This window comes from Methanococcoides sp. DA23, from assembly GCF_057593895.1.
Genome location: NZ_CM172520.1, coordinates 363,292 through 389,072, shown reverse-complemented (window position 1 = coordinate 389,072; position 25,781 = coordinate 363,292). Strand labels below are relative to the sequence as shown.

General features: G+C 42.6%; 33 protein-coding genes and 2 tRNA genes. 23 read left to right on the top strand and 12 right to left on the bottom strand.

The window, feature by feature from the left end:
* Window positions 1–10: 10 nt before the first annotated feature.
* The 7 genes from AC20MK_RS01940 (at window position 11) to AC20MK_RS01910 (ending at window position 3,642) form a co-directional block, all read left to right on the top strand.
* Window positions 11–289: a 50S ribosomal protein L44e gene (locus AC20MK_RS01940; protein ID WP_487356334.1), complete on the top strand. Its 279-nt coding sequence runs from the start codon at window positions 11–13 to the stop codon at window positions 287–289.
* Window positions 286–471 carry a 30S ribosomal protein S27e gene (locus tag AC20MK_RS01935; RefSeq protein ID WP_135609606.1) on the top strand — a complete coding sequence of 62 codons (186 nt, stop codon included), beginning with the start codon at window positions 286–288 and terminating at the stop codon, window positions 469–471. Before AC20MK_RS01940 ends, AC20MK_RS01935 begins: the two co-directional genes overlap by 4 nt.
* An 11-nt stretch (window positions 472–482) precedes the next feature.
* Window positions 483–1,280, top strand: coding sequence for a translation initiation factor IF-2 subunit alpha (locus tag AC20MK_RS01930; RefSeq protein WP_487356333.1), 798 nt, complete (start codon window positions 483–485; stop codon window positions 1,278–1,280).
* Between the two features lie 6 nt (window positions 1,281–1,286).
* A complete protein-coding gene (locus AC20MK_RS01925) occupies window positions 1,287–1,457 on the top strand; it encodes an RNA-protein complex protein Nop10 (protein ID WP_487356332.1) in 171 nt (56 codons plus the stop codon).
* Complete coding sequence (locus AC20MK_RS01920) at window positions 1,450–2,235, top strand: proteasome assembly chaperone family protein (RefSeq protein WP_487356331.1); 786 nt, start codon at window positions 1,450–1,452, stop codon at window positions 2,233–2,235. Before AC20MK_RS01925 ends, AC20MK_RS01920 begins: the two co-directional genes overlap by 8 nt.
* Before the next feature lie 9 nt (window positions 2,236–2,244).
* A complete protein-coding gene (locus AC20MK_RS01915; protein WP_487356330.1) occupies window positions 2,245–3,474 on the top strand; it encodes a TIGR00375 family protein in 1,230 nt (409 codons plus the stop codon).
* A 50-nt stretch (window positions 3,475–3,524) separates the two neighbouring features.
* Window positions 3,525–3,642: transfer RNA gene (locus AC20MK_RS01910), tRNA-Ser, on the top strand.
* Between the two features lie 145 nt (window positions 3,643–3,787).
* Here AC20MK_RS01910 and AC20MK_RS01905 read toward each other — a convergent pair.
* A complete protein-coding gene (locus AC20MK_RS01905) occupies window positions 3,788–4,618 on the bottom strand; it encodes a YihY/virulence factor BrkB family protein (RefSeq protein ID WP_487356329.1) in 831 nt (276 codons plus the stop codon).
* Between the two features lie 220 nt (window positions 4,619–4,838).
* Between AC20MK_RS01905 and AC20MK_RS01900 the strand changes: the two genes are divergently transcribed.
* Window positions 4,839–5,033, top strand: a complete 195-nt coding sequence (locus AC20MK_RS01900; protein ID WP_487356328.1) for a YegP family protein — start codon at window positions 4,839–4,841, stop codon at window positions 5,031–5,033.
* A gap of 337 nt (window positions 5,034–5,370) precedes the next feature.
* Here the strand turns inward: AC20MK_RS01900 and AC20MK_RS01895 are convergent, their stop codons facing one another.
* From AC20MK_RS01895 to AC20MK_RS01870, 6 genes are all read right to left on the bottom strand, one after another.
* On the bottom strand, window positions 5,371–6,345 hold the full coding sequence (locus AC20MK_RS01895) for a DUF5305 domain-containing protein (RefSeq protein WP_487356327.1): 975 nt from the start codon (window positions 6,343–6,345) through the stop codon (window positions 5,371–5,373).
* A gap of 204 nt (window positions 6,346–6,549) precedes the next feature.
* A complete protein-coding gene (locus AC20MK_RS01890) occupies window positions 6,550–7,578 on the bottom strand; it encodes a signal peptidase I (protein WP_487356326.1) in 1,029 nt (342 codons plus the stop codon).
* The gene (locus tag AC20MK_RS01885) at window positions 7,575–8,039 is read right to left on the bottom strand and encodes a SipW-dependent-type signal peptide-containing protein (protein ID WP_487356325.1); all 465 of its coding nucleotides are present in this window, start codon (window positions 8,037–8,039) and stop codon (window positions 7,575–7,577) included. The genes AC20MK_RS01890 and AC20MK_RS01885 overlap by 4 nt, the downstream gene beginning before the upstream one ends.
* 43 nt (window positions 8,040–8,082) lie before the next feature.
* The gene (locus AC20MK_RS01880; RefSeq protein WP_487356324.1) at window positions 8,083–8,568 is read right to left on the bottom strand and encodes a signal peptidase I; all 486 of its coding nucleotides are present in this window, start codon (window positions 8,566–8,568) and stop codon (window positions 8,083–8,085) included.
* 67 nt (window positions 8,569–8,635) lie between these two features.
* Entirely contained in the window at window positions 8,636–9,232 is a 597-nt protein-coding gene (locus AC20MK_RS01875; RefSeq protein ID WP_487356323.1) for a TasA family protein, read from the bottom strand.
* Between the two features lie 262 nt (window positions 9,233–9,494).
* Window positions 9,495–10,028 (bottom strand): DUF7344 domain-containing protein, encoded by a 534-nt coding sequence (locus AC20MK_RS01870; protein WP_487356322.1) that lies wholly within the window; start codon window positions 10,026–10,028, stop codon window positions 9,495–9,497.
* Between the two features lie 533 nt (window positions 10,029–10,561).
* On the opposite strand from AC20MK_RS01870, the gene AC20MK_RS01865 reads away from it, so the two are divergent.
* A complete protein-coding gene (locus AC20MK_RS01865; RefSeq protein ID WP_487356321.1) occupies window positions 10,562–11,500 on the top strand; it encodes an ATP-grasp domain-containing protein in 939 nt (312 codons plus the stop codon).
* 18 nt (window positions 11,501–11,518) lie between these two features.
* On the opposite strand, the gene AC20MK_RS01860 is transcribed toward AC20MK_RS01865, so the two are convergent.
* The gene (locus tag AC20MK_RS01860) at window positions 11,519–12,328 is read right to left on the bottom strand and encodes a protease inhibitor I42 family protein (protein ID WP_487356320.1); all 810 of its coding nucleotides are present in this window, start codon (window positions 12,326–12,328) and stop codon (window positions 11,519–11,521) included.
* Between the two features lie 329 nt (window positions 12,329–12,657).
* Between AC20MK_RS01860 and AC20MK_RS01855 the strand changes: the two genes are divergently transcribed.
* On the top strand, window positions 12,658–13,707 hold the full coding sequence (locus tag AC20MK_RS01855; RefSeq protein WP_487356319.1) for a hypothetical protein: 1,050 nt from the start codon (window positions 12,658–12,660) through the stop codon (window positions 13,705–13,707).
* 12 nt (window positions 13,708–13,719) lie between these two features.
* Window positions 13,720–14,877, top strand: coding sequence for an ABC transporter permease (locus AC20MK_RS01850; RefSeq protein ID WP_487356318.1), 1,158 nt, complete (start codon window positions 13,720–13,722; stop codon window positions 14,875–14,877).
* Between the two features lie 921 nt (window positions 14,878–15,798).
* Here the strand turns inward: AC20MK_RS01850 and cofD are convergent.
* Window positions 15,799–16,719 carry a 2-phospho-L-lactate transferase gene (gene cofD / locus AC20MK_RS01845; RefSeq protein WP_487356317.1) on the bottom strand — a complete coding sequence of 307 codons (921 nt, stop codon included), beginning with the start codon at window positions 16,717–16,719 and terminating at the stop codon, window positions 15,799–15,801.
* 65 nt (window positions 16,720–16,784) lie between these two features.
* Here cofD and AC20MK_RS01840 point away from each other — a divergent pair, with 65 nt between their 5' ends.
* The 8 genes from AC20MK_RS01840 to AC20MK_RS01805 all read left to right on the top strand — a co-directional run bounded on the left by AC20MK_RS01840 (window position 16,785) and on the right by AC20MK_RS01805 (window position 20,818).
* Window positions 16,785–17,987, top strand: coding sequence for an HD domain-containing protein (locus AC20MK_RS01840; protein ID WP_487356316.1), 1,203 nt, complete (start codon window positions 16,785–16,787; stop codon window positions 17,985–17,987).
* On the top strand, window positions 17,984–18,346 hold the full coding sequence (lpdD, locus tag AC20MK_RS01835) for a prenylated flavin chaperone LpdD (RefSeq protein WP_487356315.1): 363 nt from the start codon (window positions 17,984–17,986) through the stop codon (window positions 18,344–18,346). The genes AC20MK_RS01840 and lpdD overlap by 4 nt, the downstream gene beginning before the upstream one ends.
* A gap of 2 nt (window positions 18,347–18,348) precedes the next feature.
* The gene (locus tag AC20MK_RS01830) at window positions 18,349–18,900 is read left to right on the top strand and encodes a UbiX family flavin prenyltransferase (RefSeq protein WP_487356314.1); all 552 of its coding nucleotides are present in this window, start codon (window positions 18,349–18,351) and stop codon (window positions 18,898–18,900) included.
* Window positions 18,901–19,059: 159 nt separating this feature from the next.
* Window positions 19,060–19,136: transfer RNA gene (locus tag AC20MK_RS01825), tRNA-Pro, on the top strand.
* A gap of 286 nt (window positions 19,137–19,422) precedes the next feature.
* Window positions 19,423–19,707: a ubiquitin-like small modifier protein 1 gene (locus AC20MK_RS01820; protein WP_487356313.1), complete on the top strand. Its 285-nt coding sequence runs from the start codon at window positions 19,423–19,425 to the stop codon at window positions 19,705–19,707.
* Window positions 19,708–19,746: 39 nt separating this feature from the next.
* Entirely contained in the window at window positions 19,747–20,121 is a 375-nt protein-coding gene (gene crcB, locus AC20MK_RS01815) for a fluoride efflux transporter CrcB (protein ID WP_487357037.1), read from the top strand.
* Between the two features lies 1 nt (window position 20,122).
* Window positions 20,123–20,488, top strand: coding sequence for a fluoride efflux transporter CrcB (crcB, locus tag AC20MK_RS01810; protein WP_487356312.1), 366 nt, complete (start codon window positions 20,123–20,125; stop codon window positions 20,486–20,488).
* A gap of 21 nt (window positions 20,489–20,509) precedes the next feature.
* Window positions 20,510–20,818 carry a DUF190 domain-containing protein gene (locus tag AC20MK_RS01805; protein WP_487356311.1) on the top strand — a complete coding sequence of 103 codons (309 nt, stop codon included), beginning with the start codon at window positions 20,510–20,512 and terminating at the stop codon, window positions 20,816–20,818.
* Between the two features lie 3 nt (window positions 20,819–20,821).
* Here AC20MK_RS01805 and AC20MK_RS01800 read toward each other — a convergent pair whose 3' ends face one another.
* From AC20MK_RS01800 to AC20MK_RS01790, 3 genes are all read right to left on the bottom strand, one after another.
* Window positions 20,822–21,082: a YhbY family RNA-binding protein gene (locus tag AC20MK_RS01800; protein WP_487356310.1), complete on the bottom strand. Its 261-nt coding sequence runs from the start codon at window positions 21,080–21,082 to the stop codon at window positions 20,822–20,824.
* Between the two features lie 89 nt (window positions 21,083–21,171).
* Window positions 21,172–21,873, bottom strand: coding sequence for an RAD55 family ATPase (locus AC20MK_RS01795; RefSeq protein WP_487356309.1), 702 nt, complete (start codon window positions 21,871–21,873; stop codon window positions 21,172–21,174).
* Window positions 21,874–22,146: 273 nt separating this feature from the next.
* Window positions 22,147–22,680 carry a MogA/MoaB family molybdenum cofactor biosynthesis protein gene (locus tag AC20MK_RS01790; protein ID WP_487356308.1) on the bottom strand — a complete coding sequence of 178 codons (534 nt, stop codon included), beginning with the start codon at window positions 22,678–22,680 and terminating at the stop codon, window positions 22,147–22,149.
* 313 nt (window positions 22,681–22,993) lie between these two features.
* On the opposite strand from AC20MK_RS01790, the gene AC20MK_RS01785 reads away from it, so the two are divergent.
* The 4 genes from AC20MK_RS01785 (at window position 22,994) to AC20MK_RS01770 (ending at window position 25,742) form a co-directional block, all read left to right on the top strand.
* Entirely contained in the window at window positions 22,994–23,512 is a 519-nt protein-coding gene (locus tag AC20MK_RS01785) for a 50S ribosomal protein L16 (protein ID WP_487356307.1), read from the top strand.
* 28 nt (window positions 23,513–23,540) lie between these two features.
* Window positions 23,541–24,149 (top strand): translation initiation factor IF-2 subunit beta, encoded by a 609-nt coding sequence (locus AC20MK_RS01780; protein WP_487356306.1) that lies wholly within the window; start codon window positions 23,541–23,543, stop codon window positions 24,147–24,149.
* A 111-nt stretch (window positions 24,150–24,260) separates the two neighbouring features.
* Window positions 24,261–24,473 (top strand): ATPase domain-containing protein, encoded by a 213-nt coding sequence (locus tag AC20MK_RS01775; protein WP_487356305.1) that lies wholly within the window; start codon window positions 24,261–24,263, stop codon window positions 24,471–24,473.
* Between the two features lie 57 nt (window positions 24,474–24,530).
* Window positions 24,531–25,742: a radical SAM/SPASM domain-containing protein gene (locus AC20MK_RS01770; protein ID WP_487356304.1), complete on the top strand. Its 1,212-nt coding sequence runs from the start codon at window positions 24,531–24,533 to the stop codon at window positions 25,740–25,742.
* Window positions 25,743–25,781 lie beyond the last annotated feature (39 nt).

The following is a 25,781-nucleotide window of genomic DNA, read 5'->3' as shown; positions in this document are numbered from 1 at the left end:
GGTGTAAATAATGAAAATTCCAAAGAGGTTCAGAACTTATTGCCCATCCTGCAAAACTCACACTGAACACATTGCAGAAAGAGTGAAGAAAGGCAAAGCATCAGCAATGACACATATTGCAAGGCAGAAAAAGAGACAGAGCGGTATCGGAAACAGTGGAAAGTTCTCAAAGGTTCCTGGAGGAGACAAACCAACCAAGAGAGTACAGCTCAAATACCGCTGCACAACTTGCAACAAGTCACACCAGAGGCCATGCTTCAGAGCAAAGAAATTCGAGTTTAAGGAATGATAATAATGACACAACCAAAAAGCAGATTTTTACGCGTAAAATGTAACGACTGCTCCAATGAGCAAGTTATCTTCGGTAGTGCAAGCCGCAAGGTCACATGCCTCGTATGCGGAAGAACACTTGCAGAATCCACCGGCGGAAAGTCAACAATTACAACACATATTCTGGAAGTCCTTGAATAAAGTGGTGTAGAATGGATAATAATAATTGGCCAGAAAGCGGCGACTTTGTAGTTTGTACTGTAAAGAACGTAGTCGACTTTGGGGCCTATACCACTCTTGAAGAATATGGAGGCAAGGAAGGATTCATCCATATCTCCGAGGTCAAAGCCGGCTGGGTAAAATATGTTCGTGACTACGTCAGGGAAGGACAAAAGATCGTCTGCAAAGTACTGAACGTAGATCCAAACCGACGTCACATCGATCTTTCATTGAAAGATGTGAACGAACACCAGAAGCGTGCAAAGATACAGGACTGGAAGAACGAGCAGAAAGCTACAAAATGGCTTCAGTTCGTAGCAGAGGACATGGGCACCAGTCAGGAAGAGATGGAAGGAGTAACGAAGACTCTGTCTGATGAATTCGGAAGTTGCTACATAGCTTTTGAAGAAGCTACCATCAATGGCGAAGAGGCTTTCGAAGGCATTGCTATCAGCAAGGAACTTGCTGAAAAGATAGTCAGTATCGCTCAAGAGAATATTAAACTTCCATTCGTAGATATCGCAGGATATGTGGACCTTACAAGCAACCTTCCTGATGGGATCGAGCTAATAAAGAAAGCATTGAAAGCAGCAGCAAACGTCAAAATGGACGATGTAAGGATAGATGTCACTTACACCGGTGCACCAAGATATAGGATCAAGGTAATCGCACCAGAGTACAAGACCGCTGAAGCTGCTCTGAAGAAGGCTTCTGAAAAAGCTATCGAAACCATTGAGAAGAAGGGCGGAAAAGGTATTTTCCACAGACATATAGAAACAGCAAAGGCGTGATTTTCATTGGGAAATAAGCTTCGAAGATGCCCCCAATGCAATATTTATACGCTGAAAGATAACTGCCCGGAATGTGGTGAGAGCTCAGGCAATCCCCTTCCGGCACGATTTTCTCCACTTGATCCTTATGGGAAATATAGACGAATCTCTAAAAGAAAGGAGATGGAACATGCGTGAAACAACCGTAATTCGCCTTAAGGAAGATATCCGACTGGAGAATGCCACACTTCTTGTAGGTCTCCCCGGAGTCGGGCATGTAGGTAAACTTGTTGTTGACCACCTTATTGAAAAGCTCGATGCTGAAAAGATATTTGAGATATATTCACCCCATTTTCCACCACAGGTAATGGTGAACGAAGAGAGTACTGTCAAACTCGTCAATAACGAGATATACGTTTGCAAAGCTAACGGAAATGACATAGTACTTCTTGCAGGCGATCATCAAAGCACTAGCACAGAAGGACATTACGAGCTAGGTACAATTTACATTGACATTGCTGAAGAACTCGGAGTGAAAAGGATATTCACCCTTGGCGGCTACCCCACAGGTCAATTGACACATACTGATGAGGTAATGGGCGCTTCTAATGATCTTGATATGGTGACAGAGCTCAAAGAGTATGAGGTCACATTCAAACCAAACGAACCCGGAGGGGGCATCGTTGGTGCTTCCGGACTTTTGCTCGGACTTAGCATGTTCAAGAACATCAAGGCAGCATGCTTGATGGGACTTACTTCAGGATACCTTGTCGATCCTAAGAGTGCACAGGCACTCCTCGCATTACTTAGCAAGATACTGAGCATCGAAGTAGATGTAAGTGAACTCGAAGAAAGAGCTAAGGACATGGAGAAGATCGTTGCGAACCTGATGGAAGCAAAGCAACAGCAACAGCAGCAACAACCGGAAATGTTGAGAGACACTGCCTCAGATGAAGATCTAAGATACATCGGGTAAGATGATCTAATGCAGATCAATGCTGATCTCCACATTCATTCAAAATATTCCATGGCATGCTCCAAGAATATGGAGCTGTCAACAATTTCTATTGAAGCAAGGAAAAAAGGAATTGACCTTGTTGCCACCGGAGACTGCATACATCCAAAATGGCTTGAAGAGATCAAAGGAGCCGCTACTGACAATGAGACCATTTCTATCAATGATACTCATTTCATCCCCACCACAGAGATCGAGGATAAGGACCGGGTACACCACCTTTTGATATTGCCATCTATATCCAAGGCCGAAGAGCTGGCAGAGGCCATGTCGAAATATGGAAACCTCGCCGTTGATGGCCGTCCCACAGTACGCCTTAACGGCTGCGAGATAGCACAGATGGCAAAGGACGTAGGTGCCCTTATTGGCCCCTGCCATGCGTTCACACCCTGGACGGCCCTTTATGCATATCACGATTCCCTTGAGAGCTGCTATGGCGAAATGACGGACTACATTTCGTTCCTGGAACTCGGATTGAGTGCAGACAGCGATTATGCGGACCGTATAAGCGAGCTGCACAGACTCACCTTCCTCACGAACTCCGATGCACATTCCCCCTGGTCCAACAAGCTCGCACGCGAATTCACAAGATTCGAGGTCCCGAGCATCGACTTCGAAGGACTTGAAAAGGCAATACTACGCAAGGAAGGCTACAAACCGACCCTGAACGTAGGATTCTTCCCGGGAGAAGGCAAATATAACGAATCCGCGTGCATCAAATGCTACACCCACTATACCCATGATGAATGCATAAGGCAGAACTGGAGATGTCCCGAATGCAGAGGGCAGATCAAGAAGGGAGTTCAGGACAGGGTGAACGAACTTGCAGACCTTGACCAGCCACAACACCCCGACCACCGCCCCGATTACATACACCTTGCCCCCCTTGCCGAGATAATAATGATGGCACTCGGCCATGCCAGCATCACCACAAAAGGTGTGACTTCCGCATGGACAGCCCTTATAGAAAGATTCGGTAACGAGGTCGCAGTCCTGCTTGATAGCAAAACCGAGCAGCTTGACATGGTAGACCAAAGAATAGTCGATGCCATAATGGCATTCAGGAACGGTGAAGTGATAATTCATCCTGGTGGCGGCGGAGAATACGGCCACATAGAACTACCAGATTCAAAGGACGAGGGAACGGAAACCCAACAACAAAATAAAACAAAAGCCCAGAGTTCCCTTTTCGATTTCTGATAGCTTTTACGACACTTATATATCCAATTAACACTATCAAACAGAACAGTGCCGAGGTGGCAGAGCGGACTAATCCAACGGTGTATTAATGCCGCGGAGTCTAAACGCGGCAGGCTCGAGACCTGTTTCTCCTAACGGAGTGCTTGGGTTCGAATCCCAACCTCGGCGTGCTATTTTAAGTATGGATATGATCACTTTCATTTTTCTTGAGTTCAGAAGAGAAGAAACGACGTTTTTTGAATTCAGTATTTAAACTGATTTTGACCAATTAAAAGGAATGTTAAGAGCTTGATGAATCTGCAGGCCACACAAATTATTGTTCAATATCGGAGTAAATTTTGATAAATTCGGCCATTAGTGTTACGATAATGGAAGAATAATACAACCACAAAAAGATCGCGAGAAAAGCACCAATTTTCGTATAAACGGTTGTGAAATTACTATATGAAATATATAAGCTAAAAAGATGTTTGCCAAGTGTAATGAAAAGAACAGTCAGAAATGAACCTATGACAATATACTTAATTCCGACCTTCTTATCAGGGAGGGTCATATAAAGATAAATAAAAAGGAATATGAGTACGAAGAAGGTTGCGATAGAGGAAATATATTGCATTAACTCCAAAGGCAACGGATGAATGATAGTGAGAACGTTTGAGATCACTACCAAGAATATCTCTGCAAGAATGCTTATTATCAGCAACAGGCTAAAGATAAAAACTGCGACAAATGAAGAAATACGTTTCTTGAACAATCTTTGAACCCGTCCTTTTTTAGAATCCAAGACTCCCCACATATGATCGATCGTTTTCTGGAACTGCAAGAAGATGTTGCCAGCACTCCAAAGGAAAAGTAAAGAACTGGTTATCAATCCGAAGGTAAGGGAACTTGTTTCCGGTAATTGATGGAAGAGCAGGTTTAATGAACTTATGATCTCTTCATCTGCAAAAGGTGAAACGTAATCGATAATTGTTGCCTGGAGCTGTTCAACTTTCAGGAACATTCCCCCCAGAGATAATGAAAATAAGAGTAGGGAAGGAAGACTGAGTATTAAATAGAATGAGAGAGCTGCACTGAAAGATGTCCCATCATCAGCGTTCCACCTTTTAATGGTTTGTACAGCCACATCCCTTGGTTTTCCCATAGAAAGTAATGAACTTATACCTACAATTAGTTTCTGATAACGTTCATTTTCAGGGTTAAAAAAGAAGAAACAATGTTTTTGCTTATTTTTGCCCCACAACCTTTCTGGACGAAAAGTATTTAAGCCAAACCGCACAAGAATTTAATGGGAGTAACACATCAGCGTTTTGCCGATGTGTAAAACATTGTAAATAGATCGTTTTACTGAAAAGGGGGAGAATATGCCAAAATTTGAAGTATATACTGACAAGAGTGGAAAATACAGGTTCAGGCTCAAAGCAAAGAATGGAGAGATCGTAGCAACAGGTCAGGGCTATGCGACCAAAGCGGGCTGCATGAATGGCATAAAGTCTGTCAAGAACAATGCCATTGATGCCGAGATAGTTGAGATCGAGACACCTTCTGAGGAAGAATAAGTTTTCATTCCGGATATCCGGAATGGATTATTTTACATCTATAAAATTTTTAACACTTTTTTATATTTTTGGATAGCACAGCCTGCATCCGCGAAAGTTCTTTTTCCTGAACTCACGGCAAGTATTACAATAAGCTCGGCAGCAATCGATCTCAATTATAGACATTGTTCCACTGATTAATTTTAGACCATATGCTGCAAATAGCTTTTGAGTTTACACAATTTGAAATTTTGAACTGAGAAACATAGAGAATCAAGAATAAAAAAGGAAGACAAAATTATCAAGATCCTGATTCTTGAATTTGTCCCCTAAAGTAAGATCCGATCACAATGATGCATTAAGTGCAGTCCGTATCCTGCACATCCGCACCGGCATTGAACCTGAAAATTATCCCGCTGTGGATCATAAAATAGACATCTTTTTGTGGATCATGTATAACCCTTGCATCCATGTCTACAGCAGCATCCACAAGGTCCTGAAGAGAGGATAAGCCCACCTCCATCAATGAACCTACCTCAACAGGAAGACTGCCTTTGCTGATGAAATCTTTGAACTTGGCATGTTCGCTTTCCACCTCCAACTGTCTGATATGTGAAAGAGGAACTTCATCCTGTTTCCTGATCAGACCAAATAACAAGATAAGAACAATGCTTGAAAAGAATGAAAGAATTGGGAGCACCAGCACTGAGATAGATGGTACATTTTTCACCTTTAGAGTCTCATAGTTATCAACAGTATTCCTAAAATCAAGATCCAGAGGAATCTGGTAGAATGAAGAACTGATAATAAGAGGCATGCTAAATTCTTCTACACCTTCGACATTCTTGCCGTTCACATTGCCATTATATGCTACATATGTGACAACTTCGACCTTTGCGCCCTGAGAGTAGCCGATCTCACTCTGCACATCCTTGATCTTTGATTGAATTTCAGGAACGTTCAAAGAGAAGTTATATGAGAACTCACCATTATCCCCGATCTTGAGCGGACCAGTGGCAACAGGATACTTCTTCTGCCAGAATACTTTGTCTTTCCCACCCACATTGCCAGTGGTGGTGGCAACTACGAATGTATCACAATCCACATCGATCTGTACAAAGTCCATAGAATCGATTGAGTATGTGAAAAAAACGTCCATGGTCGGAGATACGCTGAAGAAGTATGCCGGCTGGCCGGAATCCAGGATCTTACCCCGGGCATATATGGGATTTGAGAGAGTAACAGGTGCAGTAAAATCATAATTGGCTGAATGAGCATATGATGAAGCTATGACCCGCTCGTCATGGTATTGATTATTTTCACTATATTCCATACAGATCCAAGATACCGATAGAATAAGCAATACCCCAAGTACTACAGATATGATCCTGGTGTTCTGTAAAACCTGATTCCTGAGTTTAAGATATATTACATTCAGTTCGATCCCTCAAATATACCGTTTTGCAATCACACATAATAGTTTTGATAATACATATGAATTTATTGATTCTGCATGGCTGCCATATGAAATAAATTATCACATTAAATGAAATCTTCTCAAGCTTCGGGACACACGACGGAGCATCAAATTGATCCTAATTCCCTTTGTTTTTGTTCTCCTGAACCATAAAGGTGTGGAAAGGACGATAGCAAGAGATGAATAGAGAACTATAATAAAGAATGCAGGAAGATATGGATCAATCTGAGCCAGTAAAATGATCCATAGTACCGGCACTATATACGGTACCGAGGTCACGCCCACACCCATCGGATCAGATGAAGTCGTTACAACTGATTCATTCATTCGGGGAATCACTGAATACCACGGTTCGATAGCAAGTCTTTGAGTAGTATCATCAGGCGTTATCACTGAAACAGATGAAAGATAACCATTATTTTTGAAAACGTATTCTTCTTCAAGAGTAGTGTAACCATTCCCACCCAGGTTTGGAGCAACAAGTATCATCAAAAGCAGCATGGAACTCAATGCAACTCCTCCAAGTACCCTGCCATGTACGACATTAGGCATCACTCTCCTACTTTTCCTTTTTTCCCTTTCCATCTTACGGGCACTGACAGGATTACTGGCCTGGATTATCTTTTTCACCTCATCGAGGATCAAAACGGAAGCTGGCAGTATGATCGTTACTAAAAACAACAATGAGTTCTTGCTCGCAGCAGGAAGGTAACCTGCAAAGGGTATGACAAAGACCATCTTGCCCACAAGTTTGGACGCCGGGACCAGATAATCATCCTGTTCCTCGTTGGCATCACCCTTTGTCTGGAAGACACGCTCATCACCTTCCTCCATGGACATCACCCTGTGAGTTATCATTATGTTGGGGTCACCACCAGGATCCAGGAAACAGATCACATCGCCCAACTCGACCCCATCAGCTTCTGCAGAATTTACGACCACCATGTCGCCAACCCTCATCACAGGGTGCATGCTCCCACTTAACACAATGAGAAGCTGGGAAGAGCCTGTGATGATGGGAAGTATGAAGTTAGCCCCCACTAACAGAGCAAATATAAAAGCTACTGCCAGCAGGACGTTCTTCCTCATTTCACCACGTCAAAATATACATATTTCCTCGAACTGTCTTTCATGATAAAATCGATCATGAAAGGACCTTCGACATTCCCATCAAAATTTAGCATAACTTTTGAAGAGGAATTTTCATCAAGAGTGAAATCATCACAGTTGACCAAACTACCCGAGGGATCACTGCCAATGAATATAGAATCACCGTTTACTTTGATCAGAACAATATTGTTTACATCAACCATCGAGATATTCCATCCGACTTGTATCTTATCAATAGTTATTCCCTTGTATCCGTTATTCTCAATAGACATCCCATAGAGCTTCGACTGATCACCACTACCCGTAAGATGGACCTTTGAAACATCAACCTCAAGATAATCAGCCTGAGAGTACCACGTGCCCATCGTGACGATGTTGTCTGCACTGCATTCTACGTCGCTGAAATAGGAATAGGTACCACTAATTGAAGAGATGCTCATAAGCAACATCCCAAAAAGAACAAGTTTTACAAAAACGTTTATCTTAAACCCTCCTATATCCAATGATATTGTGTACTTCCTGCAAGATCATAGTTAAGGCAGGCAGGATTACAAGTACAATTAATCCAGTCCCAGTACTTGCAAAATGAACCAGCGCACCTATAAAAGGAATTTTGAAGAGTAATTTGCCAATCACATCCTCTTGTGCAACTCTGTAACTATCAGCTTCCCCATAAGCATCACCTTTAGTCCTAAAACCATCATCATTAACACCAACCATCCTATGAGTGACTATAACAGGTTTTTCAAAATATTCAAGCTTTTGATAATATGAAATAACATCTCCAACTTTAAGTTGATGTATATCGGCTTCTTTGACCACAATTATATCGTTTTCTGTTATTGTAGGCTCCATGCTGGCACCAGTGACAATCATAAAATGAAGGGGACCTACTGATAAAAAAGTACAAACTATAGGAGAAATAATTATGAAAAACAATATTGTGAATATAATATTATAAAGATTCATATGACAATCAGTTATTTTCGTTTTATAAATATAAGTGGGGCTAGACCCCCACATTTTAGATTGATATTTAGTTATCCATGTCCTGTTCAAGCTTCACTGTTATGTCAAAAACAGCGCTGTCACTCTGAATCACATTGCCCACATTTTCATCAACTGAGTAGCTCAATTTGAAGTTTCTTGTTTCGGGGCCTTCAAGCAAACCAAGGTTTATCCAACCTTCATTCCTAAGTTCTCTAAGTGTGCCACTGAAAACTGATTCCTCTGAACCGTCTTCTAGTTGTTCTACTATGACAACATCTAATTTTTTGCTCAATTCGCCATCATAAGTTCCAGCAGTTTCATCAACAGCAGCTTCTGGTGCGTTTTGATTATTTTCATTGTCAACAAGGTTTACTACTCTTAATGAAAGAATACCATTAATATTACCTTCATTAGTAATAGGAACCTCAGCTGAACAATAGTCCCCTGGGTATGTTGGGTTTACTACAAAATGACCAACTGCTTCTGCTTCAACATTATCTATGAGAAGGTTCATTGTCCCAGCAGTGAATGTGTTACCTGTACTTGTCTCTACGTCACTGAATGCTGCCCATGTGCCTGCACCAGCGGATGCTGCCACCACGCCAATTAAAAGAAGACTTAAAAATATGCTTTTGTTTACCATTTCGTATCACCTATATTATTTATAGATCAGAAACTTCAGGCAATATCCTGCAATGTTTCCGGTCGGATCGAACAGATGAGTCACCGGGAAGCCCCGTTACTTCATCGGTCTATCGACGACACCACAAGGGATTTTTTTGATATAGTTATTGGCGGATTACCGGGCATAATTTGCTGATAATGAGACATTACCAGTATCAATAGGCTTTGTTAATTAAAGAGTTAGTAATAGTTCGTTAACAGGATTAACGTGTGGATACCTCTCATATCCTGATCTTTTTCATGTGGGCAAGGTGGACAACCGATGAGATGAGGAATAACATATCCACGAAGAATAGCCACTGAATCGAAGAGAACCAGTCAAAGAATCCTAAAAATACAAGTAGGCTGCCAAACAGCACCACAATGCTCAGGCCCACGTAATAATGGCTCCAGGGGATGTTACCCTTTTCAACGGTCTCCAGATAAACACTAAAATTATTGGCTCTGTGTGTGAGTTCGACCCTGTCTGCCTCCCGGTCATATTTCACGATACCCATCGCCTCCATCTTTGGCAGATGGGTCTGGAGCAGGGAGACGTATATGCTCTTTCTCACTTTACTTGCAGGAGCAGTGGTTCCTGATTCCATCCGGGCTATCTCTTCTGAGATGGAGCGAAGGCTACTGCCACCATTGGTATTAAGGATCTCCAGAAAACACCTTCTGCGATCGTTCTGCAGCACGGAGAAGATGTCGCCCTTTGACAACTGTCCGCAATTATCACCACTGAGATTTAAGTCACCTTTGTATAAGCCCATGTACCACATCACCTTCCAATAATTCCAATCTAATAAAACGGATTTTGATGGATTGTGGAGCAAGCAGACGGCATCTAAAGTATCCACTAACACAAGCAAAAGTAAAGCACACCATACCGCAGATCCACATTAATTCATAGAGGAACTTCAAAATGAGATCCTTGTTGAATTCTGACTCAAACGGTTTTCAAATCGCTATCCACCACAATCTGATTATTACGAGTTAATTTTAGAATAAAATGAGATAGGTAATATATAAATTAGAGGTTTGTTTATGCTGTTAACGATTGTTAACCCATAAAAGAATTGAGACATATGAATAAAATTATATGCATGTCGAAATTTGGCTAGGAAAGAACAGAGACAAAGTAAAAATTTGAAGTTCAAGGTAGTGATACTTTTGTTTATTTGAGGAATTCCACAGACACAAAAAACCATAGATCTAAATCTAAATTATTTAATAATCATATATCAGCTATCCAAATCTCTTATATCCTCAAAGGATATTCCCGCCCTAAAACGAGGGATGAAAAATGAAAGGATGGATCTTATACAAGCATTCCGAGCTGGAATTGAAGCCGGAAACCTATGAAATAAACCAACTTCTTGAAGTTGCTGAAAAGAACAACATCGAGATGAAGGTATTAACACCCGAACAATTCGAGCTCATAGTCACAAGGGATGACCGAAAGAGCATCCTTTTGGATGGAGAGACAGTATCCCTTCCGGATTTCCTGTTGCCCAGAATGGGAGCGGAAACCTCATACTACGCACTGGCGATCATAAGACATCTGGAAAGTCTTGGAGTCCACACATTCAACTCGTCCCAGAGCATTGAAACCGTTAAGGACAAGCTTTATTCCCACCAGATACTCGCCAAAGCGGACATCGCGTTCCCGAAGACAATGCTCGCGAAACATCCTCTCAATGTCAACCTTGTTGAAGACCAATTTGGCTTTCCCTTGGTCGTAAAAGCCCTATCAGGTTCAATGGGAAGCGGAGTGTTCCTCTCAGGAAGCAGATCCAACTTCATTGACCTCATGGAACTGATACGTTCAACAAAGAGCAACGTCAATTTCATCCTGCAGGAATTCGTAAGTACCAGTATGGGAAGGGATCTTCGAGTCATTATCATTGGAGGACGTGCCGTAGCCTGCATGGAAAGGGTTGCAAAGGAAGGGGATTTCAAAGCTAATTTCTCAAGAGGGGGGATGGTAAGGTCCTTTGAAATGACACCTGAGATAGAATGGCTGGCTACTGAAACTGCAAATGTTTTCGGTCTTGAAATTGCAGGAATAGACCTGCTCTTCGACGGGGAACACTTCAAGGTATGTGAAGCGAATTCCTCCCCCGGATTCGAAGGCGTGGAAAGCTGTTGTGGCATAGACATCGCACAGGAAATGTACAACTTCATAAGAGTACGTCTTGGAATATTCCCGGAAGAGGAAGTGAATGAAGAAAATATGAATTAAAAGAGGTTCTCAAGAACCTCATTCCATCACATTGTCAACGGTGAACTCAAACGTATCAGTGACACCATTCACATTTACAGTATAAACGCCCTTTTCGAGCCCATAAACATCCAGAGGAATGTTCACTTCAAAAGGAACAAGTGCCTGAGTACATACCAGGTCCTTTGGTCTTTTGGCCTTCAAGGCAATATCAAAACCATTTCCAGTATTAATGATCTCAATGTTCCCCTCATCGATGAAAGTGCAACCATCGGGCAGATTCCCGATTGCGGTCACACTGATCTGAAGAGGGAATGATTCCATGACCATTATCTGAACATCATCCACAACAGCATCACCGACGACATATTCCACATCATTGTCATCGGATGCAAGCGTATCATCCAGAACGACTATACCCATACTGAAAGTATCCTCATCACCGGTCACGTTCTCCCAGGATCTCTTGTAAATAGCATTTATCTGATAATTTCCCTCAGATACAGCTTTGAGGGTCCATTCGTGCACACCGCCAGCACCCGGCATTGGCTCATCCGGACCTACGAACTCATCTTTTACCAGCACAATGCCTTCGGGGAGAGAAAGATCCCACGAAAAACCTGTTGAGGGATTCTCATTGAGCTTCAGAACTATACTGTCACCCATAATGAGAGAGATCTCAGTACTGTTCGCTTCTTCAGAAAAGACAGTTCCTGAAGCCACCGTATTATCGACATCTGGAGTTTCATCGATAGTGCCTGTATCCGTGCAGCCCATGGAAAATGCTGCCACCGTGACTGCAACGATTGTTAACAGTACGAGAATTCCCATTCCTGTATATCTTGTCATTGTAATATATCTCCTATATAGCAGAAATGATCCGTTCATATATATCCATATCTTAAACTACGAATTCGTTTAAAGCTATCCGACATTGATTATCCTGCAAAAGAATATAATAACCCAGGTATAAATGAGGTGATGATAATTTGCAGTTTATTGTGATCAAAACCACCTGCCCACATATGCAGCCACCACTTTGCCCATCCCAAAATTGTATAAAATGCTACATGGATACTTTATAAATACGATTAAGAGCACCTTTTTATTGAGTACGAAGAGGAAACGCCATGAAGTGTAGAAGGACCATACCTATCATATATTTACTAACAATATTTTTGGCATTGACAACCGCAGGTGCATCGGCTGCGGAGAGTGGTATAGTCATTCAGGAGATATACAGCGACATTGAGTCCTGTGATATAACAATAGCTTCTTCAAGAACGGTGGAAGATCATACACTGGAGGTACAGCTTTTACAGAAAGGCATAGCCATTGACAAGGCAACGATACCCATTGACAGGATCGAAGCGAACTCAAACATAATTAAATTCGTCCAATGGCATACCACTAGCACCCCTGACGGAGCATATCAGATAGATGCACAGATATTCAATGGAAAAGAAGAGGTATGCTCCACAGAATATGAGTTCATTCACGGTAGACAGATCATCCCGGATGTCATCTTTGAAGGCATGATCTCCAATTCCGAAGGTGTCAGCGCAGTGATCAAACCAACTGACGCAAGTCTGGTCGATATTGAATACATGCTAGTGGAAGGAAATGATATAATATATCTTACAAAGGACGAAAAGGTATCGATCCATACAAATCCATTAACAGTGAACAAAGGGTGGAACACCCTTCTGGCAAATAACAAAGAATATACAGGGCGTGTGAAAGTACGCATATCGGACCCGGTATCGATCATTGTGGCCACAGACACGTTCACATCAATGGATGATGCAGAGATCACTGACATATATAAGGATGAGATCGGTGCCAGTGCCACAATTGCCGGAAATTCACAAGTGCCTTTTGATGGATATGTTCGTTTCACAGTTTACAATGAGAACAGCGACGAGATCAGGGAGTCTGCGATCATGAGATCACCCATCCTCCTAACTGAAGATGACGAGACCGTAGAGACCATCTGGAAGAAACGCCTTACTGAAGGCAGGTACAAACTGGTAATAGAGATCATCGGAAACGATGGAGATGTCCTTGACATACAGGAAACAGTGATCGATGTCGAGAAAGTAACGGTATTTTCCAATGATATACCGGAAGGAACAAATGATGAGAACAGCACGCCATCATTCTTGATCGCGACCGCTTTGACAGCGATCGCTGCAGGAGCCATAGTGCTCCGCAGAAGACACTCTTGAAAAAGTGGTCATATGAGATATGAAGTATTCATTGCACTGAGACATTTAAAGAGCAGAAGGAGGCAATCCCTAATATCCATCAGTGCAATTGGGATCGCGGTAATGATACTGGTGGTCTCAAATGCCTTCATAGCAGGTTTCACAGAAGAGATATATGAGGTCACTGTTGAAAAACTCCCACATGTAGTCGTTTCACCTGATGAAGGAGAAGACTACATCCATTTTTATAATAGCATCTTACAAGAGATCGAGGATATCGAAGGGGTGAAAGCTGCATCCCCTTTGCTGCAAGGAGAAGCCTCATTTCGATACAAGGATAAAACACTTAATGGAATTATAATGGGAGTATATCCTGAAAAGGAAGAGAGGGTATCCCGCATATCACAAGATATGGTCGAAGGAAATTTCTATAACCTTGAACATACCAAGAACACGATCATATTAGGAGATGGTCTTGCCGAAGATCTGGAAGTAAGGGTTGGTGATGACATATCCGTCTCTTTTCCAACTGCAACCTCAACGTCATTTGAGGTCATAGGGATATTTGATACCGGCAGTCCTGCAGATGACCTGATCACATACACATCCATCAGGACCGCACAGCAGTTTTACGACTCAGGAGATGCCATCAATCTGATAAATATAAGGGCATCTGACTACAATAAGGACCAGGAGATCGCAGGTAAGATCAAGGACATGGGGTATGATGCACAGGGGTGGACCCAGACAAACCCGGAAATACTACAGACCATAGCCATTGAAACAACAGCCAATAACATAATGCTGGGACTCATCCTTCTGATAGCTTCTTTTGGCGTTGTAAGCACATTGAACATGACCGTTATGGAAAAGGTAGGGGAAATAGGCATACTTATGGCAATGGGTACACCGGCATCCACCATACGCAGGATATTCATCCTTGAAAGTGGGATACTGGGATTAATAGGGGCGATCATCGGATCAGTATCGGGAATAATAATAGCCCTGATGATAGGAAGCTATAGCGTCCCTGCGGATTTCTATGGAATAGAGAGGATACCAGTGATAATCAACAGTATGGATATCTTTATAACTGTTGCAGGAGTTTTTTTACTTAACCTGATCGCAGGAGTCTACCCTGCTCAGCGTGCAGCAGGATTAGATCCTGTTGAAGCGATCTCATCAAATTGAGAATAAAGTTATTGTTGAGCAAAATGGGCCTAGCACTTATTTAATAAGTTTATAATTTTACTAAAAAATTAGTAAAATTCCGGGTTTTAAGGCGCAACGTGTATATACAAGTAAGGAGTTCTTGCAATTAGATGAGCGGGTAACTAATTCTTTTCAAGTACCCCCCACTCCCCAACCCGCTCATATCACTTCATCCAACAAACATCTTATTGATGCTTTTTTTTACAATTGCTAAATTGAAAATAACATATTTTCAACTTACATGTTCGCAAAAATGAAGAGAACCTCTTCAAGAAGATCTTGGACACATATTAAAGGGAAACAATTACACCCATGCAGGCAATAGGATTGCTCGAGTCCATCAGAACCCACCATTGCCATCAAGCGAATCAAGCACCAGCGGACATATCGAAGTATCTTCAATACATTCCTTTTCGATGGTCAGCACTTCCGAAACAACGTATATTTTATCCAAAGATCCAGGAAATGGATAGGAACAGAAGGGAGGTTGACCATGATACTGACAGGATCATCAGACATTGGAAGCAAATTTGCATACACCCGATATACAGAAAGCAGTTCTTGTATAGAACCTGACTGAGACATGTCCTGCCCAACGTGCAATAAAATTATATCAGGTCGAATCAATTTCATCAAATCGAGAACAAAATTGGTGTTAAGCAAAATAGAGGCTCGACTTATCGACTAAATTTATTACTTTACTGAAAATTTCAGTAAATTTCCGGGTTTTAAGGCGCAATGTGTATATACAAGTAAGGAGTTCTTGCAATTAGATGAGCGGGTAACTAATTCTTTTCAAGTACCCCCACTCCCCAACCCGCTCATACCACCTTCATTCAACAGACAGCTTATTGATGCTTTTTTAACGATCGTTTAAATTGAAAATAACATATTTTCAACTTACATTTTCGCAAAAATGGAGAGGATCTCTTTTGACAGATCTGTACTTATTTCAGGAGACTTCATAAGCGTATTTGTAAAAACGACATCTACACCCATATTTTGAAATTGTTCAGTGGAAGCAGTATCACGATCATCGAGTACAAGGACATCAAGAAATTCACTATAACAGTCGGCAATACCTCTTGAGGATACATCAAACCCACGAGCACCCATGAGCTTGCCCGCCGGGCCGCTGACTGCTTCATTCCCAATGATAGGACTTACAGCAACCACTTTTTTCTTACGGAGTATCCTGGACATACCAGGAAGGGAAATGATCGGACCTATGCTTGTAATAGGGTTGCTTGGGCCTATGAGAACCTCATCGTCATTCTCAAGCGCTTCAAGCACCATCGGACATATGGAAGCATCTTCAATGCCTTCCTGTTCCACGGACAGAACTTCCGGTTCACCGTGCTGTTTTACCCAAAAATCCTGGAAATGGATACTACCAGAAGAAGTCTCGACCATTGTACGGACAGGATCGTCAGACATTGGAAGCACATTTACATTTATCCCATATACAGAAAGCAGTTCTTGTATAGAACCAGACAGGGACATTCCCCGCCTCAATAGATCCGATCTCATGACATGAGTAGCACGATCAAGATCACCTATCATCATACCTTCATCATGACCAAGCTCTTTCATAGCCTCATGGGTTTGGAAAGTATCATCTTTAACGCCCCACCATTTATCCCGATCGATCCGGCCAGACAGGAGATAGAGTATGGTATCGATATCAGGAGTGATCAGGTTTCCCGACACCCATACATCTTCAGCAGTGTTCACAACAACGGTCAATTCATCTTCCGGAACAATGTGCCTTAGACCATCGAGCAACTTAGGAGTACCGGTTCCACCTGAAAATATGATCATATGATATAACCTCAGTATTATGCATTAACGGAACATGATTATATAATGAGGTCTATTTAAAGGGTATGAAGGTTATCCGGGATCCGGTACACGGCTATATAGAACTGGACGAACTTATCTTACCGCTGATAGACACTCCGCAAGTGCAGCGTCTGAGAAGAATAAAGCAGCTAGGACTCTCGAATCTAGTGTACCCTGGAGCGAACCATACTCGTTTTGAACATTCCCTTGGAGTCATGCACCTTGCCACCATGTTGACCTCACAGATCGATTCCATTGAAAATGAAGAAAAGGAGGAGCTTCGTGCAGCAGCATTCCTTCACGACATCGGGCATGGACCCCTTTCCCACGTAACTGAGAGCCTGATCAAACAATATACCAGAGAACGACATGAAGATGTCAAACCGATCCTCAGGAAAGGAGAGATAGCCGAGATATTACAGGATAACGGCTTAGATCCAATGACCATCGCAGCCCACATAAAAGGCGAGACCGACCTTGGGAAGATAGTCAATAGTGAGATAGATGTTGACCGCATGGACTACCTTGTAAGAGATGCACATTATACCGGCGTGGCCTTCGGGCTTGTGGACTATGTTCGCCTCATACATGAGATGAAGTTCTACGAGAACAAACTTGTTGTCAACGCAGGCGGCCTGAAAGCTGCTGAATCCCTTTTAGTATCACGATTTCTGATGCACCCCAGTGTCTATTACCATCACGTATCAAGAATAGCTGAAACGATGTTCACAAGAGCAGTGAAGCACCTCATAGACAAAGGCAGTATTGATCCTTTCAAATTAAGAATGATGGAAGATGACACCCTATTTGAATTGATGAGAGCAGATGACGATTACGCAGGAGAGATAGCCAAAAGGCTTGACGAGAGAAGGCTCTACAAACGTGCCCTGCACGTAGGCCACGAAGTAGTAGGAGAAGGAGTAATGCGTTATCGTGGAAAGGTGGAAAGGGCCGAGGACGAGATAGCGGACATGGTAGGCATAGATAGTCGTGAGATACTGATAGATATTCCGAAAAAACCAGAAATTGCAGAAATGAAAGCATTGATCAAGATGAACGGAAAGATGGTGCGTCTTGATGAAGCATCCAACATCGTTGCAACCCTTGAAAAAGCACATTTTGACAATTGGAAGATGGGAGTTTACACTTTAAAGGAGCACAGAGAGGCTGTGGGTAAAGCAGCCCGCGAGTTCTTCGGTGCTAAAAAAGAAACCACACAATATCGTTTTAGTGACATTGAGGGATGAATTTGCCAATAATAACAAAACTAACAAGTCGGGGAGAACTTGTACTGGAACATAGGAATCTCGGAGATGACATCATAGTGACACTCACAGGAGGAGATGGACATGTGGGCGCAGTTGCTGTTGGGTACTATGACAATACACACGGACATGCATCCTCTTCAGTCATCACATTGCCCTCCCACAGAGATGATGCCATTGCACTTGATGCAGCAAGGAAGATAACTTCTGCCACCCATAACACGACAATCCTCACTGCAGGCATACATTTTCCGGACATAACCGATAAGGAGATAAGTGAAGTGCTTTCAAAGGCAGAGGAGCTTATTGATGACCTTATAACATCACTGAAGGAGATATAAAAATGGAGATAGTTATCGGCATAAGTGGAGCATCCGGTGCACAGTATGGCATTCGTCTTCTGGAAGTCCTTTCTGAAATGGATATCGATACCCACCTGGTCCTCACAGAAGCAGCAAAGAAGATACTCGGAGTGGAAACCGACTATACCCCGGAAGATATCGAGGGCATGGCCACCGCAGTTTACGATGAGAAGGATTTTACAGCACCCATAGCAAGCGGATCCCACCCTTTCGAAGGGATGATAATTGCTCCCTGCAGCATGAAAACACTGGCATCCGTGGCAAATGGGACATCTGATAACCTGATAGCACGTACTGCAGATGTTTGCCTTAAAGAAAGGCGTAAACTGATACTGATGACACGTGAAACCCCCCTTAGCGGGATACATATAGAGAACATGCTAAGAGCACACAATGCAGGTGCTATTTTGTTACCTGCGTGCCCGGGATTCTACAACAGACCAACCACAATGGAAGAACTTATCGATTTCATGGCAGGCAGAGCACTTGATCTGATGAAGATAGATAACAGCATATATCGTCGCTGGAAATGAAAAACTGGCTGCATAAACATGTTTACCATCCAACTTTCATAAGATCTGATGCCAAAAACAGGAATTGAATAGATAAGTATATCTACCATAACTGCTATTTAGGAAATCGTGTCATGAAAGACGCTGCATGCGAGGTTCTTTGCATGTGATTCACACGATGGGATAGTAGGGTAGCCTGGTCATCCTCGAGCGTTTGGGACGCTTGGACTGCGGTTCAAATCCGCGCTATCCCACCAGAATCTTTTTTGAGATTAAGTTTACAATTTTGCACATATAATTTATCTATAGCTATAATTTATCCACAATAGCATACATGCTTATTTTGCATTTACACTAAGACCTCAGTACGAGCTACAGCGTCATTAAAACCTCATTTTAGCCACATTACCATACGATCAACCCATGCACCATTAAGATCACATGGGACCCCCAAAAATTCACACATTTGAATTTTATGAGCATTAGAGGTCCAGCAGAAAATATTGGATAGTTTTATTAAATATGCAGTACACACAAATTGCCATGGCCAGCGTAAAAATAAAACTGTTCGCAAATCTCAGGGAGGCTGCAGGAGTTTCCGAAATTGAGCTTAAGGGAGAAAACATTCAGGAAATACTTGAGTCCCTTCTGAACAAATATCCACAAATGCAGGACCTTATTTTTAACGACGTCGGTGATAAAAAGGAGCTTCGTACCTATATCAATGTCCTGGTCAACGGTAACAATATACAGCACCTGGAAGGATCGAACACTGTTTTGAACGAGGACGATGAGGTCGCCATATTCCCACCGGTATCCGGCGGTTAAGGCCATTTACCGATGAGCAGAGCAGAACGTCCTCCATTAATGAGATCATCCAACCAGCTCATTGAGCTATCGGGAATTGCCACAGGAGGGTTTTTGGGTGCCATCTCAAGGTATCTTATAACCTCTACCACAGCATCACCAACAGGAACGCTTGCCGTTAATGTATTGGGGAGTCTGTTCTTAGGAATGCTGATGTACGACAACGAATACATCGGATATGTTGACCAAAGAACACGTTTGATCATTGGCACAGGTTTTTTAGGTTCGTTCACCACATTCTCCACTTTTGCAGTGCAGACATATTCCCTCGGAGGAACTCCTGCAATAGCGAATATATTAGCTAACATGATCCTGACCATTCTTGCAGTGTTTGCAGGCAGAGGCATTATCATACACATCTCAAGGAGGAGCTAAGATGACAGGAGGACTTGAAGATATCCTGCTGGTAGGGCTTGGAGGGGCCATAGGAGCTCCTTTGAGGTACATAGTATCCGGCATAGTGCCAAAGACCAGGAACATCCCCACAGGAACACTGCTTGTCAACGTCATTGGAAGCATAATACTCTCGACCCTTACATTTGCATCATCACAAAATATTAGCCTGCACCTTGTAAATATAGGAGTGCTTGGTTCATTCACCACATATTCTACGTTTGCATACGAAACTTCCAGAATGCTTGAAGAAGGAAGAACAACAGATCCGATATTAAATATAATCTTGAATATATCCCTGTGCATCTCAGGAGTGTTGCTGGGACATCAGTTAGCAAGTTTAATCTAATTTGAGAGAAAATTAGATAGCATGGCATCAAAAAATCTCAAGATATACCTTAATGAGAACAGCAAATTCGAGGGAAAGGTTGCACATGAGGTCATATTGGAACTGCTCAGGGGAGCTGGCATAGCAGGAGCAACAGTGCTTCATGGCATCGAAGGATATGGCGTGCATAACAAGATACACACTGCAAGCATACTTAGGCTTGGAACCCAGCTCCCACTAATAATAGAAGCCGTTGATTCAGAAGAGAAGATCAGGGAGATACTCCCAAACATAAGGAAAATGGTTCCTGAAGGACTTGTCACGCTTCAGGAAGTTGAGGTAATCCATTGAATATCAGCGGTAAAGTACCACTGAAGTTCCCCTTACATCAATGAGTGTTGCCTTTGTGGCCTCAACGAGGGTTTCAGCAATCGCATCGATCCCACCTTCATAAGAGGCACTTTTAAGAACTTTCACCTTTACGAGATGCCTTTCCTTGATATGTTTTTTCAATTCCACGATAAGCTGGTCAGTGACACCGCTTTTGCCAACATTGATGATCGGTTTGACATGAGTGGCTTCAGACCTAAGTTTGTATAGTTTTTCTTTATCCATAATGAACCTACAGAAAATTTATTTGAGTTATAGCTTTCGGCAGTACATGAGAACAGTACTTTGAAAGACAGATATTTTCAAGGAAACTGTCATTCAGTAGAGAGAATGTTAACATCAGTACCGTCTATCTCAAAATCGTACCATTTGGTTGGTTTTTGAGTGATACCCAATACCCTTATAGCATACCCTGAATCAGTTTCTTTTATCTCTATCATGCCATCGAACAGTTGTTTCAGAGTAGCCACCGTCTGAGGATCGTGCATCTCATCCTCGACCACAAAGATACCAAATGCTTTTGCGGCTTTGACACGTCCTGTATAAACATGCAAGAATCTGAAAACTGTTTGCAGATTGGAATACATCAAAATAGTAGATAATGAATTGATACATAGCCTCAGGCCAATGGACTTCTTCTGCACAAGGAAGTCCTCAAGATACTGACCCATCCTCACACCGATGCCAGTAAGATCCACCGGACTTGCCGCCCTCTTGATCATGTCCAGATCCTGCGTAGGAATACCAAGTGTTTTGGTAACACAGTCCACAATACCTATATTGGCATTCTCGACATCAAGATCATTAAGAGAGAACCATTCGAGGACGCGCTCTCCGGTCTCACGAGTAGAAACGATAATAGAAGCTTCGTTGTTCTTCAGGCCAGTATGAACGATCTTATTGAGAAGATCATCCTTTCCACACATAGGAGGACCTATCAACATAAGGTTAGTACCCTCCCTAATCCCTCCGATCAGGTCATCAAGTTCCTTTATACCTAATAAATACTCGACCATGTGTATATTCCTATGATGAATTCATCCCTGTCAACAATATGCGCAAACTCTGCACACGGATAGCATGTGCATTTTATTACAACTATTTAACAATGGCGTTGAGATAATAGATGTTTGCTTATGCGTACAAGCAGTACATGATAAAGAGAGATCATGTTCTTTCGCTTGCGACTACAAATGTATTGCAGTCATGACACTACCTAATAGTAGCATACCATTCTTTAGAGACCATACTATATAGACCCTATTATATAGACATGTTTTATAAATTCCTTATCTAATGTGTTTAACGATATGACCTGCCTCAGGGAGAATTATCTCAGATAGTGCCAGCTCAACAGCACTGGGCGACCCTGGCAAGCAAAAGACAGCAGAACCGCCAATAGTGCCTGCAACCGCACGCGTCAGTATGACAGCCGATCCGATCTGTTCAATGCTTTTGTATCTGAAGAGTTCACCAAAACCGGGCATTTGCCTGTCGAACATGGGCACTACGGACTCAATGGTCACATCGGAAAGAGTTAGACCAGTCCCGCCAGTAGTAATTACAAGATCTGCACCTTTTAATATCGCTTCAGTGACAGCTTCTTTTATGGCAGCTATTTCATCTGAAACAAGACAATAATAAACTAAATGATGCCCATTTGCTTCGACCAGGTCCATCATTATTTTGCCGGAAATATCATCAGCACCCACAGGAGATGTGCCTGAACCATACTTTTCATACCTTGAGGTCGAAATGGAGATGATAGCAAATTTAAAGGTTTTAGCTGCACCTTCCTTGTGTTGACTGGAGACAGTGTTCATAATTAAAGTAGGTATAATTAGATATATATGGATTTCCAGGAACGTTATTCCATATATAAATAGAACCGGTCGTTTCAAAAGCTAATTATACTTGATACGCCATAATGAAAAATTCATCAAAAACAATAGATTATGATTCTATTGATAAGACTTATAAACCCCTAAGTAGTAGGGGGATGCACCATTGACACATTAACAATTTAAAGAATTTCAAGACGCACTAGTCCAGGTCAGGACAACCTACCTGAAAAAGATAAGAATTTGACAGTGCGTTCTTAGATCATAATAATATATTTCAAGGAGGCTTAAACTCATGGTAAGAAAACCAGCAAGTATGTATAGAAATGTGAAATCACGCTCATTCACCAGAAGGAAATATATGGGCGGTGTACCAGGCAGTCAGGTCATTCACTACGATATGGGAAACAAGACCGCTGAATTCCCAATAAAGATAACACTTCTAGCAGATGAAAGATGTCAGATCAGACACACAGCTCTTGAAGCTGCACGTATCACTGCTAACAGAAAAATGACATCAGCAGCAGGCCGTGCTGGCTTCCACATGAAGCTCAGGGTCTACCCGCACGAGGTCCTCAGAGAGAACAAGCAGGCAACCGGCGCAGGAGCAGACCGTGTATCAAGTGGAATGAGAGCTGCATACGGTAAGAACGTCAGTACTGCTGCGAGGGTATCCGCAAGACAAAAGATCTTTACGATCTCAGTCAACAAAGAGCACTTCATCGTTGCAAAAGATGCTCTGAGAAGGGCTGGCCAGAAATTACCAACTCCTGTCACGATCATAGTAGATCAGGGCCAGGAACTGGTAAGATAATTAATTTCAATAACAAGAGGGTATCAAAATGGATGATTACGAAACGATGTTGAATAGGGCTATTGAAAATCTCCCTGATGTGGAAACTACGGACGTTCGTTTCGTAATTCCAGAACCCAGGATATTCATAGAGGGTAAGACCACAGTTCTGGATAACTTTGGGAACATCGCAGATGTTCTGAACCGTGACCCAGACCACCTTATGAAATACCTTACAAGGGAAATGGGCACAGCAGGTAAGATCGAAGGAAAACGTGTGATCTTCCAGGGAAAGTTCCCCAAGGAGAACATAAAGTCGAACATCGATGCATATGTGGAAGAGTACGTAATGTGCTCCGAATGTAACCGTCCTGATACCCAGCTTGTCAAATCCGACAGAATTATTATTTTAAAGTGTGCTGCTTGTGGAGCACATCGCCCTGTCAAGAAGAGGCGAACTACGATTGCCACACCACGTGACGCAGTTGAAGAAGGCGAGGAATATGAGGTAAGGATAGATGCTGTCGGTTCAAAGGGCGATGGTATTGCTAAACTTGCTAAATTTACCATATTCGTACCTGGCGCCACAAAAGGTGATGTCCTGAAGATCAAGATCAAGAGGATCAGTGGGAACCTCGCATTTGCAGAACGCGTTTAAACGCGTTCACCCACATCATCATTGAACTATTCCCTTGAAAACGATTATGTCCAATTGGACCATATCCAATAACAGATAATAAAAACGCTAATCGATTGCAAGAGGGTTTAGATGTATCGAGGTTCGACTTCAATACCACAGTTCCATGAACTTATTGGTAACGAAGCTCTCGACAATGATGTAATTCTCCTTACGGGAGAACTTGAAAGTGGACCTGCCACTTTCGAGATTCAATTTTTATACGAAGGCGTGATCGGAAATGGAGAGCTAAAGGCTTACATGACCATGGAAGATAGAATCGCGCATCGTTTTCAGCCCAGATGAGCAGACTCCCGGAGAGGATGCAACAAACCTATAAGATGATAATACGAGGACTCTAAAATGGGAAATGTGGACGAAAATACGGATGCACCCCAGGATAAAGAAGAGATAACAGTACTCTCCATCCCGGGACTTACCATCGATCTGAAACATCAGAACGGATTTTTACAACTTGAAGCGAAAGGACATTTACGCGGCATTTGTTCCCCTTTCCTTAAAAAAATGAACGCAACCCTTGAAGCTGAAAAACCGGCACTTGTAGAGAAGGACAGGGTAATTGCCTCCACATGGCTGCCCCCGATCCCCAGTAATGTGTTCAAACGTCTGCTATTCGCAGAGACCCAGATAGCTCTTGGGAAATACGTTCCTGAGACCGTTTCTTTTGAGATAACAAGGAACTGCAACTGCAAATGTGACCATTGTGTCATAAGCGGAGGAGAAGGCGACCTCGATACCGCCACCATCAAAAAGGCCATTGATGAAGCCCTCGATATGGGCGCAGTAGTCATCACTTTCACAGAAGGGGACCCGCTTCTTCGCGAGGATATATTCGAACTTATCGAATATGTGGACAAGGACAAAGCAATAGTCAACATCTACACCCCTGGCACTGAAATGACGCCGGAGGTTGCACAGAAACTAAAGGACATAGGACTTCACAACCTTCTGGTCAGCATATACTCCACCGTACCGGAAGAACACGATCAGGTAAGAAAACTTGAAGGTGCTTTTGAAAAAGCGACCGGGGCAATAAAATACGGATTGGATGCCGGACTTCTTGTTACAATGTGCACCCATGTATCCCCCAAGAACATGGAAAAGCTGGAATCTATGTACCTGCTCGCAAAGGACATGGGAGTACACGAGTTCTCCCTCTGGGAATCAGTTCCCAAAAGACCCGAGGACCCCATCATCACAGATGAGGACAGGGATCGCATAATGGAAATGTACCACAGGATCAATGCCTCCAAGGACGGACCCCGAATATTTGCGAATACCTATTTCGAAGGCGAAATGCTTGGCTGCATGGCAGGTCAACGCTGGTTACACGTGTGCGTGGAAGGTTCTGTTAAACCATGCCCATACATCCCGTTCAGCTTTGGCAATATACAGACCGACTCGCTAAGATCCATATGGAGTAAGGTACGCAAGGTCAGTGATTTCAAGGGAGAGAGACACTCCTGCCTTATGCAGGAGAAGGAATACCTGGAACTTGTATCAAAGATCCCTGAGGACGCCAGCAAACCTTATGATTTCAAGCTCATCCGGTAATGAATATATACGTTCGAATTCAAGAATACTGATATTATA

Excerpts from the sequence above, each read along its gene's own strand:
- AC20MK_RS01940 (WP_487356334.1), top strand. The coding sequence starts at position 11 with ATGAAAATTCCAAAGAGGTTCAGAACTTATTGCCCATCCTGCAAAACT.
- AC20MK_RS01935 (WP_135609606.1), top strand. The coding sequence starts at position 286 with ATGATAATAATGACACAACCAAAAAGCAGATTTTTACGCGTAAAATGT.
- AC20MK_RS01930 (WP_487356333.1), top strand. The coding sequence starts at position 483 with ATGGATAATAATAATTGGCCAGAAAGCGGCGACTTTGTAGTTTGTACT.
- AC20MK_RS01920 (WP_487356331.1), top strand. The coding sequence starts at position 1,450 with ATGCGTGAAACAACCGTAATTCGCCTTAAGGAAGATATCCGACTGGAG.
- AC20MK_RS01915 (WP_487356330.1), top strand. The coding sequence starts at position 2,245 with ATGCAGATCAATGCTGATCTCCACATTCATTCAAAATATTCCATGGCA.
- AC20MK_RS01905 (WP_487356329.1), bottom strand. The coding sequence starts at position 4,618 with ATGGGAAAACCAAGGGATGTGGCTGTACAAACCATTAAAAGGTGGAAC.
- AC20MK_RS01900 (WP_487356328.1), top strand. The coding sequence starts at position 4,839 with ATGCCAAAATTTGAAGTATATACTGACAAGAGTGGAAAATACAGGTTC.
- AC20MK_RS01895 (WP_487356327.1), bottom strand. The coding sequence starts at position 6,345 with ATGGAATATAGTGAAAATAATCAATACCATGACGAGCGGGTCATAGCT.
- AC20MK_RS01890 (WP_487356326.1), bottom strand. The coding sequence starts at position 7,578 with ATGAGGAAGAACGTCCTGCTGGCAGTAGCTTTTATATTTGCTCTGTTA.
- AC20MK_RS01885 (WP_487356325.1), bottom strand. The coding sequence starts at position 8,039 with ATGAGCATCTCTTCAATTAGTGGTACCTATTCCTATTTCAGCGACGTA.
- AC20MK_RS01880 (WP_487356324.1), bottom strand. The coding sequence starts at position 8,568 with ATGAATCTTTATAATATTATATTCACAATATTGTTTTTCATAATTATT.
- AC20MK_RS01875 (WP_487356323.1), bottom strand. The coding sequence starts at position 9,232 with ATGGTAAACAAAAGCATATTTTTAAGTCTTCTTTTAATTGGCGTGGTG.
- AC20MK_RS01870 (WP_487356322.1), bottom strand. The coding sequence starts at position 10,028 with ATGGGCTTATACAAAGGTGACTTAAATCTCAGTGGTGATAATTGCGGA.
- AC20MK_RS01865 (WP_487356321.1), top strand. The coding sequence starts at position 10,562 with ATGAAAGGATGGATCTTATACAAGCATTCCGAGCTGGAATTGAAGCCG.
- AC20MK_RS01860 (WP_487356320.1), bottom strand. The coding sequence starts at position 12,328 with ATGACAAGATATACAGGAATGGGAATTCTCGTACTGTTAACAATCGTT.
- AC20MK_RS01850 (WP_487356318.1), top strand. The coding sequence starts at position 13,720 with ATGAGATATGAAGTATTCATTGCACTGAGACATTTAAAGAGCAGAAGG.
- cofD (WP_487356317.1), bottom strand. The coding sequence starts at position 16,719 with ATGATCATATTTTCAGGTGGAACCGGTACTCCTAAGTTGCTCGATGGT.
- AC20MK_RS01840 (WP_487356316.1), top strand. The coding sequence starts at position 16,785 with ATGAAGGTTATCCGGGATCCGGTACACGGCTATATAGAACTGGACGAA.
- lpdD (WP_487356315.1), top strand. The coding sequence starts at position 17,984 with ATGAATTTGCCAATAATAACAAAACTAACAAGTCGGGGAGAACTTGTA.
- AC20MK_RS01830 (WP_487356314.1), top strand. The coding sequence starts at position 18,349 with ATGGAGATAGTTATCGGCATAAGTGGAGCATCCGGTGCACAGTATGGC.
- AC20MK_RS01820 (WP_487356313.1), top strand. The coding sequence starts at position 19,423 with ATGGCCAGCGTAAAAATAAAACTGTTCGCAAATCTCAGGGAGGCTGCA.
- crcB (WP_487357037.1), top strand. The coding sequence starts at position 19,747 with ATGAGATCATCCAACCAGCTCATTGAGCTATCGGGAATTGCCACAGGA.
- crcB (WP_487356312.1), top strand. The coding sequence starts at position 20,123 with ATGACAGGAGGACTTGAAGATATCCTGCTGGTAGGGCTTGGAGGGGCC.
- AC20MK_RS01805 (WP_487356311.1), top strand. The coding sequence starts at position 20,510 with ATGGCATCAAAAAATCTCAAGATATACCTTAATGAGAACAGCAAATTC.
- AC20MK_RS01800 (WP_487356310.1), bottom strand. The coding sequence starts at position 21,082 with ATGGATAAAGAAAAACTATACAAACTTAGGTCTGAAGCCACTCATGTC.
- AC20MK_RS01795 (WP_487356309.1), bottom strand. The coding sequence starts at position 21,873 with ATGGTCGAGTATTTATTAGGTATAAAGGAACTTGATGACCTGATCGGA.
- AC20MK_RS01790 (WP_487356308.1), bottom strand. The coding sequence starts at position 22,680 with ATGAACACTGTCTCCAGTCAACACAAGGAAGGTGCAGCTAAAACCTTT.
- AC20MK_RS01785 (WP_487356307.1), top strand. The coding sequence starts at position 22,994 with ATGGTAAGAAAACCAGCAAGTATGTATAGAAATGTGAAATCACGCTCA.
- AC20MK_RS01780 (WP_487356306.1), top strand. The coding sequence starts at position 23,541 with ATGGATGATTACGAAACGATGTTGAATAGGGCTATTGAAAATCTCCCT.
- AC20MK_RS01775 (WP_487356305.1), top strand. The coding sequence starts at position 24,261 with ATGTATCGAGGTTCGACTTCAATACCACAGTTCCATGAACTTATTGGT.
- AC20MK_RS01770 (WP_487356304.1), top strand. The coding sequence starts at position 24,531 with ATGGGAAATGTGGACGAAAATACGGATGCACCCCAGGATAAAGAAGAG.